Origin of the sequence: Timonella senegalensis JC301 (genome assembly GCF_000312125.1) — a bacterium.
Taxonomy (GTDB): Bacteria; Actinomycetota; Actinomycetes; order Actinomycetales; family Cellulomonadaceae; genus Timonella; species Timonella senegalensis.
In genome coordinates this window covers 26,040-35,787 of the sequence record NZ_HE978642.1, presented here as the reverse complement: position 1 = coordinate 35,787, position 9,748 = coordinate 26,040, and the positions used below count along the sequence as shown (strand labels likewise).

The following is a 9,748-nucleotide window of genomic DNA, read 5'->3' as shown; positions in this document are numbered from 1 at the left end:
ACCCATTTGGACGGCACTCGCCGATACTGCAGAGACGAAAACTGGGAGTACGGGCGCGGAAGCGGTGCTTTATGCACCGACCGACTGCCGCCCAGCAGCAGAATCAGTTGAACGCCGAGGCAGAGCCGTGGCGCAGGCGGCTTGGGCCCGGGTGGCTTGGGTGCGGGTGAATGGGCGTCGATGTATGACTCGATCACCACTGTATGACTGCCGATCACACATTGGTGATCCAGCCATACATTGGCCATACATTGGTCGCGCCGGTCTGCAGAAAAGCTCCCGGAACCAGGAAAGCCACCCAGTCCGAAGACTGAGTGGCTTTCCGTGTTGTACCCCCAACGGGATTTGAACCCGTGTTACCGCCGTGAGAGGGCGGCGTACTAGGCCGCTATACGATGGGGGCCTATCGCCATAAACGCTTCCGCGCTTAGTGCTCCATAAGCATAACCTAACGCGTGCTGACCTGCGCAAGCCCAATTTCGGTGACGCCAAACACATCGTTAGGCTGCTGAAAATGATTCCCGACGATCATGCTCACCTCCCAGCATCACCGCACCCCCTCTTCATCGAGAGTGGGCTCAGGAATACTCTCCCCTACGAGAGTGGGCTCAGGGATACTCTCGCTAACGAGTTGGAGCAGCGATAGCCCCCTGTGCGGCTGACCTCCTGCGAGCACTGCCCCTCGCACCTCTGCTGCTTCCGCGAGTCCAGACCCCTTGCCGCCCTTGGTTCCCCGACCCTGGCTCCTCTCGCCGCCGCTGCTTCCCTAAGTGCCGGTTTTTAGCATCGAGTGCCGGATCGCGGACACGGCACTCGATGCCAAAACCCGGCACTCGCCGAAAATCGAGGGTCGAAAGCTGGGGTAGCGCGGGCGCGGGTGAATGGGTGCAGGTGGCTTGGGCGCGGGTAGCGCGGGCGCAAGCGGCTTGGGTGCGGGTGAATGGGTTTCGATGTATGGCCCACTCACCGATGTATGACTGTCGATCACACATCGGTGATCCAGCCATCCATCGGCCATACCTTGGCCGCGCCAGGTTGCAGAAAAACTCTCGAAACGAGAAAAGCCACCCAGTCCGAAGACTGAGTGGCTTTTCTAACTTGTACCCCCAACGGGATTTGAACCCGTGTTACCGCCGTGAGAGGGCGGCGTACTAGGCCGCTATACGATGGGGGCCTTTGTACTTTCGTACTAAATAACTCCATGGGAGCTATTCGCTGGGGTACCAGGACTCGAACCTAGAATGACGGTACCAGAAACCGTTGTGTTGCCAATTACACCATACCCCATTGACTACGACCTTTTGGCTTGATATCAACGTTTTCGCGCTGTTCTCAGTAGGTCTTGCGTGGTTTCCCGCGCTGCCAACAACGAAAACATTACCCAGTCTGAGCCGAGATTCCAAATCGAATTGACGTGTCCTGCGTTACGTTATGTGGATGGCCGCGACCTCCTACAACGCCAACTCGCACAACCATGCGGATTCCCACCACGCGCTTTCATTTGGAACCCAAGCAAAACTGTATGACGACGCGCGTCCGCCGTACCCGCAGGAGCTCGTCTCGTGGGCACTGGCCGACCTCGATTCCGGGCGCCGACGCAGGCCTCGAACTCCCATATGTCACGCAGGCCACTAGGTTCCGTGCGCCCAAAGAAAAGTGAAGGCGAGTTCCGCAAGGAACTCACCTCCACTTAGAAGCACACCCATGCGCACACCAAGGAGCACACCTAGCTACACACCAACCAAAACCTCTAACACAGGCTACTTTCGCCTGCGCAGAACCATCAGGCCCGCCAAGACTGCCACCACAGCAAACACGGCGATGACCTGCCACAGTTCGATGGTGAAGCTCGAGGTATCGAGGCAGTCCGGTGTCGCACAGTCCTCAAAGATGCGCAGGGCGCCGATCATCAGCCCAGCAGTTCCGCGAGCGATGGAACAACCGCAATGCCTTCGGCAACCGCAGCCGCGGTGGATTCCTCGTGTGTGCCGCCTCGCCGGGCTCCAGGTCGGTCCACCCAGATACCTTGCCCAAGACCGGCGCCAAGCGCTCCACGCGCGTCAATGTCCAGTTCGTCGCCCACATACGCCGACGCCTCCAGCGAGACACCCAGAAGTCGAGAGGCCTCCACAAACACGCGCGGGTCGGGCTTACCTACCCCAAACGTGTCCAAGGTGACTAGGATGTCGACGTCGCCCAACCCGCAGGCCGCAAGCTTCTCAGTCTGCAGCGCGAGCCCAGCATTGGACAGCGCACCCACGCGATACCCGCGCGCGCGCAGCTCGTCGATCACGCTACGCGACTCGTCGAAAGCCTTCCAGCCTTCCTTGAACGAAGACTGGAACAGGTCATCCCACTCGTCAAAGCCACGGTCGTCGAGGTGCACTCCCCCAAACTCGCTGTGGAGCTCGTTGGCGCGAGCCATGCGCTGTTCGCGTGCGCTCTTTTCGCCCCGCGTGTACGCGCGGTAGTGCCCATGTGTGTCGGCGCGCCACATGGCGAGCACCTCGCCGTGGCGCCCCGTGGGCAGTTCGGTCAGGTACTCGCCAGCCAAAACACTCAGGGCATGCGCGAAGGCGCCCCGCGTATCAACGAGTGTGTCGTCGATATCGAACAGGACGCCTTCGATGCGATCGTTCAGGATCACGCGTTTGCTCCGAGGTGCTCGCTGAATGCCCGCAGGCGCTTCAGCGAGGACTCCTTGCCCAGGATTTCCATGGACTCGAATAGTGGAGGCGAGACACGGCGGCCGGTGATGGCCACACGCAGTGGGGTGAATGCGAGGCGAGGCTTGACGCCCATCTCGTCCACCAGAACCGCACGCAGCGCCTGCTGGATCTCGTGTGGGTCAGAGAGCGACTCGAGGCCCTCGATCAGCTCGATCGAACGGCTCACGATCTCTGCACGCTGCTCGATCTTGGCAACCTGAGCCAGCGACTCTTCGTCGTATGCCAGGTCCTCGTCCGCAGTGAACAAGAAGCCGACCATGCCCTTGGCCTCGCCAAGAAGCGTCATGCGCTCCTGCACGAGCGGTGCGGCTGCGGTCAGGATCTCCTGCTCGCGCTCGGTCAGTTCCTCGTAGGACGCAGCGGAAACCAGTCCTGCCTCGTTCAGGTATGGAACCATGCGGCCCTTGAAGTCGTCGATCTCGAGCATGCGCATGTGCGTTGCGTTGATCGACTCGGCCTTCTTCAGGTCGAAGCGCGCAGGGTTGGACAGCACATCCTTGACGTCGAACGCGGCAACCATTTCCTCCATGGAGAAGATGTCGTTGTCCGGTGCGATGGACCAGCCCAGCAGCGCGAGGTAGTTCATGAGGCCTTCTGGGATGAAGCCACGGTCGCGGTGGTGGAACAGGTTCGACTCTGGGTCGCGCTTGGACAGCTTCTTGTTGCCCTCGCCCATAACGTATGGGAGGTGGCCGAATGCTGGCATGACCTTAGCGATGCCCAGCTCGAGCAGCGCGCGGTAGAGGACCACCTGGCGTGGGGTCGAGGACAGCAGGTCCTCGCCGCGCAGCACGTGGGTGATCTCCATGAGCGCGTCGTCAACTGGGTTTACCAAGGTGTACAGCGGCTGACCGTTGGCCCGGACCACAACGTAGTCAGGAACGGTTCCAACCTTGAAGGTGACGTCTTCGCCGCGTACCAGGTCGAAGAACGAAACGTCCTCGTCAGGCATGCGCATACGCAGAACTGGCTCGCGGCCCTCGGCGCGGAACGCCGCCTTCTGCTCGTCGGTCAGGGTGCGGTCGTAGCCGTCGTAGCCCATGGCCTTGGGACGACCCGCGGCGACGTTGCGTGCCTCGATCTCCTCAGGCGTGGAGAACGACTCGTACACGTATCCACCGTCAACGAGTTGCTTGATAACACCCTGGTAGATGTCCGCACGCTGGCTCTGGCGGTATGGGCCGTGTGGTCCGCCAACGTTGATGCCCTCGTCCCAGTCAACGCCGAGCCACGTCAGCGCCTCAATGATTTGCTGGTAGCTCTCTTCCGAGTCGCGTTCAGCATCGGTGTCTTCGATGCGGAACACCATCTTGCCGCCGACGTGGCGAGCGTAGGCCCAGTTGAACAGGGCCGTGCGGATCATTCCCACGTGTGGGGTTCCGGTTGGTGATGGGCAGAACCGGACGCGGATGTCGCTTCCGGTAGCGATTTCGGTTGACGTGGACAAAACACACCTTAGGTTTGTGAATTTGTGGGTGGCGCTGTGGCGCGCCGCCTTCTAGTTTACGTTGCCGGCCTGCGGCCCATCGTCGCACCAGCGCAGGCGCGCTGGAAGTCCATGATTTTCGACGATTCTGCCGCCAGAATCGTCGAAAATCATCCGGTTGGTCCGAGGAGCCGTGGGAAGCGGGCGCGAGCGCCCGCACCACTTCGGCCGATCAGGATTTAGTCGAGCATCGAGCGGCGCAGGACCGGGTTGGAGAGCGTGCCGAGGCCGTCGACGGAGCATTCGACGCGGTCGCCGTGCTCGATGAGGCCGACGCCCGCTGGCGTGCCTGTGAGGATGATGTCACCAGGCAGGAGCGTGAAGGCTTCGGAGATGTAGGAAACCAGGTAGGACGGATCGAAGATCATGTCCGAGGTGTTGCCGTCTTGGCGCAGTTCGCCGTTGACGTGCGAGCGCACGGCCAGGTCATCCGTTTCCAACTCGGTCTCGATCCACGGACCGATGGGGCACGCGGAGTCGAAGCCCTTGGCGCGGGCCCACTGGCCGTCGGTGCGCTGGGCGTCGCGAGCGGTCACGTCGTTGGCCACGGTGTAGCCGAGGATGTAGCGGTGGGCGTTCTCCTGCGACACGTTCTTGGCCATGCGGCCGATCACGATCGCGAGTTCGGCCTCGTAGCTGACCTCTTGGGAGAAGTCCGGCAGGAGGATAGGGTCGTCTGGGCCAATCACCGAGGTGTTGGGCTTGAAGAACAGGAGCGGTGAGGTGGGAATCTCGTTACCCATCTCCTTTGCGTGCTCCGCGTAGTTTCGGCCCACGCCGATCACCTTGGAACGTGGGATCACGGGTGCCAGGAACCGCACGCCGTCCCCCAGTTCCACGCGTTCGCCCGTTGGGGCGATCGGGGTGTACAGCGGGTCACCGCTGAGGACAGCAATGTAGTCCTTGCCGTTCTCGTTCTGAATGAATCCGTACCGGGGGTCGTCACCGGTTGTAAATCTCGCAATACGCACCTAGCCATTCTAGGTGGTTGCCGCGGTGGCGTGCATTGATTGCGGTCACATTCCGCCATTTCCCCCTGAGGCGCAAAAATGGTGGCCGCCTCATACAAGGCAACCACCATTGTGCGTATCACGGGTCGAGCTACTTCACGCCCGGACGATGATCTCTCCGTTGGGCACGATGAACCAGCCATCGGGCTCTTCTGCCCAGTTGCGCCATTCATGCGCAAGTTCTTCAAGTGCCACGTCATCGGCCAGTGAGGCTTCCTTGGCCTGGTGCGCGAAGTTCGAGACCACGCAGCGCTCCGCCCACAGTCCACCCCACCATGCACGGGTCTCTGGGGTTGCGTAACACCAGATACCCGCGGACGGGAAGAGGTCGGCCTGTTCCACTCCCGCAGCCTGGAACCAGCTGAGCAGGCGACGGCCCGCGTCAGCCTCGTAGCCGTATGCGCTGGTGACCTCGTGGTAAAGCGCGTTCCACTCTTCGAGGCCGTGGTTCTGAGGGTGCCAGGTCATCGAGCCGTAGTCGGCCTCGCGGACTGCAATCACACCGCCCGGCTTGACCACGCGGCGCATCTCTAGGATTGCGGCCACGGGATCGGACAGGTGCTGGAGCACCTGGTGGGCGTGGACAACGTCAAAGGAGCCATCGTCGAACGGGAGCTTGTAGGCGTTGGCGTGCTGGAACTCAACGTTGGTCACGCCCTCATCGCGTGCGTGCTGACGCGCGTCCTCGAGCACCTCATCCGCTGCGTCTACGCCAACCACAAGGCCCGGCGCAACGTTGCGCGCGAGATCTACGGTCAGGGTTCCGGGACCACAGCCGATGTCGAGTAGTGACTGCCCAGCGTTCAGGAAGGGTGCAAGGTACGCGGCGGAGTTCTCCACAGTGCGCCAGCGGTGCGAGCGCAGCACTGAATCGTGGTGGCCGTGGGTGTAGGACTCGGACTCACGAGACTGCTCGGAGTGGTCGGCGCTCGGCGCGATGCGCACGTCATTGTGTGCGGTGCGCGAGCGGCGAAGTTCATCGGCTTGGGTGTCATTCATACCTTTGACGTTAGGAGGTAATGCCAAATAATGAACCTCCCTTCTCACATTGCGGTCACGAATCGGTAACAAAACAGAAGTCAAAAGAGCCCGGACAATCCGTCATATTAACGAGGAAGCCAAGTAAAGTGCTTCCTATGACAACCTTTGCCGCGCACCCGCTCCACTCCGCCTCACCTGCAGGTACACCCGAACTCCGCCGCCTCGGACGCTCCGGCCTCACGGTCTCGGCGATTGGTCTAGGCTGCAACAACCTGGGGCGCCCCCGCACAGCAACAGAGTCCCTCGACGTGTCCAAGACCGTGATCAACGCCGCTCTGGATGCCGGCATAACCTTCTTCGACGTTGCGGACATGTACGGCTCCCAACCCGGAGTCTCGGAGGAGTTCCTGGGCAAGTCGCTCGGCGCGCGGCGCGGCGAGGTGGTTGTGGCAACCAAGTTTGGTCTTCCCGCCAGCGGCATCAACGGCCCCGAGTTCGAGGCCCGCGGATCACGCGCCTACATCATGCGCGCCGTGGAAGGGTCGCTCCGCCGCCTCGGCACGGACTACATCGACCTGTACCAGTTCCACACCCCCGACCCCCTCACACCCATCGACGAGACCCTGCGAGCGCTCGACGACCTCATCACGCAGGGCAAGGTCCGATACATCGGGCACTCCAACCGAGCCGGCTGGCAGGTGGCCCAGGCCGAGTACGTGGCCCGTGAACTGGGCACCGCCCGCTTCATCTCGAGCCAGAACCACTACAACCTGATCGACCGGCGCGCGGAAATGGAGATCACGCCAGCGGCCCAAGAGTTCGGGCTCGGCGTCCTCCCCTACTTCCCACTGGCCAACGGCCTGCTCACCGGAAAGTACTCACGCACCAGCGCACCGGCCGACGGCCGCGTAGTCCACTCCAAGCCCGAGCTGCTCGAGTCCGCTCCGTGGGAGGCGCTCGCGGCGCTCGCGGACTTCGCAGCGGAGCGCGACATGACCGTGGTGGAAGTTGCGTTCTCGTGGCTCGCGGCCCAGCCCACCGTGGCATCGGTCATCGCCGGCGCGACCAAGATCGAGCAGGTCGCCCAAAACGCCCGCGCGATCAAGCCGCTCTCGGCCGACGACCTCGCGCTCATCGACCAGATCTTCCCCGGCCCTGGCAAGGTTGCTCTGTTCTAGTCACCTCGTGCTGCATCCCGGCCCGGTCCCCTCGCTGGGACCGGGCCGGTACGCGTTCTGGGGGCACAATCGTCAGTAATTGGTGCAGGATCACACGCCGCGGGCTTGGGCCTGTCGCCCCACGAACGTAGCCTTGTGAGGTGAGCACCGTGACCCTGACCCAGCTTCCCGCAACGCAGTGGCGCGAGCTTGCGCGCCAGCACGCGGAGCGTGCGGACACGCTCACCGCAACGTGGCGCGAGGCGCACGACGCCCACAAGAAGCACGAGATCGAGGACTTCCTGTTCTCGTACTACCCTGTCCGGCCAGCTCGGCTGAGGCACTGGACGCCCGGTGCGGGTGTCGCTCTGGCCCCCTGCGATTCACCTGATGTCGCGGATGCGCCGGAAGTCGGCGAGGACCTGTCCCAGCGGGCGCAGGCTCGCTGGTTCACACAGCACGATGGTGCCGTGATGCTGGACGTCGAGTCGTTCATGGCCGACCGCGGTTCAGCGGTCAAGTACATCCACTCGATCCTGAGCTCCACCCAGACCCGCCCGGCCAACCTCGGCTGCTTTGGCCTGCACGAATGGGCCATGGTGTACCGCGACGACGAGACCCGCCACGACCTTCCGCTGCGCCTCGGCGGCGCCGGAACGGACGACGTGGTCGAGGCCAACAAGATCCGCTGCACGCACTTTGACGCATTCCGGTTCTTCACTCCCGAGGCCGTGCCCCTCAACAAGCTTGCGCCCACGCGTGAAACGCAGCCGCTGCTGGAGCAACCCGGCTGCCTGCACGCCAACATGGACCTGTACAAGTGGGCGTGGAAGCTCTACCCCGCGATCCCCGGCGACCTGCTCCTCGACTGCTTCGAGCTGGCCCGCGACATCCGCTACCTCGACATGCAGGCCTCGCCGTACGACGTGTCCAAGTTCGACCTGCCGCCCGTCCGGATCGAAACCCCCGAGGGCAAAGCCGAATACACCGAGCGCCAGCGTGGGTTCGCGGAGCGGTCCGCGCCGCTGCGCGCGCGTTTGGTCGAGTGCTGCGAGCGCCTGCTCGCCCAGTAGCGTGCCCCGGCTGCCAGCCACTGCTCGTCACCAGACCGCCCCAACCACTGCTGATCACCAGACCTCCATTTTTGTTCGTTCTTGCTTAGGATCTGACCAAAACTGAACAAAAATGGTGGGTTCGCGGTGCCCCTGGCACCAGCCCGCCCAGTTTTGGCACCTGATTTTCGACGATCGTGGTCCCGTTCACGCCGCCCGTCCCGCTTGGGCTGTGCGGGCTTAGGTAAGGTATTCGCCATGACTGGAGAGCATTTCGACACCCCTCTTGACGGCGCACACGTTGACCCCGGTGCGGTGGAAACGATGCCGCTGGAGGTACTGGTCCGCCCAGATGGCTCTGCCCCATCCGTGGACGACGTGCTGGGCGCGTTGACGGAACTCGGGGTTCTCGGCAGCGCTATCGAGGGTTCCTTGTTTGGCCTGCGCACCCCCGTCATCGCCAAGGTTGCGCTCACCATGGTTGGGGACGACCCGCTCGTGCTGACACCCGGGGACTCCGGTTCTCTTGTCCCCACTGTGTTCTCCGGTGAGTTCTGCGAGCGCCTGGCTAACGCCCTGAATGCCCCGGTGGTTGCAGACGAGTATGTCCTGTACACGCCGGGCGCCAGCGAGCCGGAGTTTATTGAACTCGACCCACGACGCCAAACGATTGACCAGCCTGCAGGCTTCCCCAACGAATGGCGAGTTTCCCCCGCCCACCTAGACTCGCGCGCGCTCGCGCTCACCCAGACCAACGGAGACGTCCTAGCCCACGCGATTGCGGTGGACACCGGTGGCTCGGTGCGCAGCACCAGCATCGAGGGATGGACAGTGGTCGAACTCCCCACCGGCGTGACTGAGCTGCCCCTCGCGCTCCCCAGCGCCGAACCCGTGGTGCTCCTCGCGCGGGCCGGGGAGGCACGATACGTTCACGTGGCGGGCGGAACCGCCAAGAAGCCCCTTTCGATGACGGTGGCAAACCTCCCCCGACTTACCCCCACGTCACGAGAGATGGAGGGAACGGCTGCCACAATCGTCGAAAATCTGTGCGCACCCACGCTGGTAGCCGGGAGCCTGTCCACCAACCACCCGCAGTTTCCCCACGAACTCGCGGAACACTATGCGCGGCTTGCCGCGCCAGCGGAAGCGGGCCAGTTCTTTGCCGAGGTCAGCGGGCTGCTGGGACTGCCCGAGCAGGCCGCAAAAATTGCGGAGGGGGCACTCCAACTCCCCACGGATGCGAACACAAACCACCCCACCGACCCGGCACCCGAGGCGGCGACAAAGCGCGGAATCCTGCGCGCGCTGAGACTCGGGCGCTCACGCAAGTAGC

8 protein-coding genes and 3 tRNA genes are annotated in these 9,748 nt (G+C 63.0%); 3 read left to right on the top strand and 8 right to left on the bottom strand.

Features of this window, described 5'->3' with window-relative positions:
* Positions 1 to 330: 330 nt before the first annotated feature.
* The 8 genes from HGSM_RS04695 to HGSM_RS04660 form a co-directional block, all read right to left on the bottom strand.
* A tRNA-Glu gene (locus HGSM_RS04695) sits at positions 331 to 403 on the bottom strand.
* A gap of 698 nt (positions 404 to 1,101) precedes the next feature.
* Positions 1,102 to 1,174 (bottom strand) — tRNA-Glu (locus HGSM_RS04685).
* 41 nt (positions 1,175 to 1,215) lie between these two features.
* Positions 1,216 to 1,287 (bottom strand) — tRNA-Gln (locus HGSM_RS04680).
* Positions 1,288 to 1,760: 473 nt separating this feature from the next.
* Positions 1,761 to 1,910, bottom strand: coding sequence for a hypothetical protein (locus HGSM_RS14355; RefSeq protein ID WP_019147589.1), 150 nt, complete (start codon positions 1,908 to 1,910; stop codon positions 1,761 to 1,763).
* On the bottom strand, positions 1,910 to 2,647 hold the full coding sequence (locus HGSM_RS04675; RefSeq protein WP_019147588.1) for an HAD family hydrolase: 738 nt from the start codon (positions 2,645 to 2,647) through the stop codon (positions 1,910 to 1,912). The genes HGSM_RS14355 and HGSM_RS04675 overlap by 1 nt, the downstream gene beginning before the upstream one ends.
* Positions 2,644 to 4,092, bottom strand: a complete 1,449-nt coding sequence (gene gltX / locus HGSM_RS04670) for a glutamate--tRNA ligase (protein ID WP_407635110.1) — start codon at positions 4,090 to 4,092, stop codon at positions 2,644 to 2,646. The genes HGSM_RS04675 and gltX overlap by 4 nt, the downstream gene beginning before the upstream one ends.
* 302 nt (positions 4,093 to 4,394) lie before the next feature.
* Entirely contained in the window at positions 4,395 to 5,186 is a 792-nt protein-coding gene (locus HGSM_RS04665; protein WP_019147586.1) for a fumarylacetoacetate hydrolase family protein, read from the bottom strand.
* 135 nt (positions 5,187 to 5,321) lie between these two features.
* Entirely contained in the window at positions 5,322 to 6,224 is a 903-nt protein-coding gene (locus HGSM_RS04660; RefSeq protein WP_019147585.1) for a methyltransferase domain-containing protein, read from the bottom strand.
* A 137-nt stretch (positions 6,225 to 6,361) separates the two neighbouring features.
* Between HGSM_RS04660 and HGSM_RS04655 the strand changes: the two genes are divergently transcribed.
* The 3 genes from HGSM_RS04655 to HGSM_RS04645 all read left to right on the top strand — a co-directional run bounded on the left by HGSM_RS04655 (position 6,362) and on the right by HGSM_RS04645 (position 9,747).
* Positions 6,362 to 7,384 (top strand): aldo/keto reductase, encoded by a 1,023-nt coding sequence (locus HGSM_RS04655; protein ID WP_019147584.1) that lies wholly within the window; start codon positions 6,362 to 6,364, stop codon positions 7,382 to 7,384.
* 140 nt (positions 7,385 to 7,524) lie between these two features.
* A complete protein-coding gene (locus HGSM_RS04650) occupies positions 7,525 to 8,436 on the top strand; it encodes a 3-methyladenine DNA glycosylase (protein ID WP_154646249.1) in 912 nt (303 codons plus the stop codon).
* Positions 8,437 to 8,673: 237 nt separating this feature from the next.
* A complete protein-coding gene (locus HGSM_RS04645) occupies positions 8,674 to 9,747 on the top strand; it encodes a hypothetical protein (RefSeq protein ID WP_019147582.1) in 1,074 nt (357 codons plus the stop codon).
* The last annotated feature ends 1 nt before the right edge of the window (position 9,748 follow it).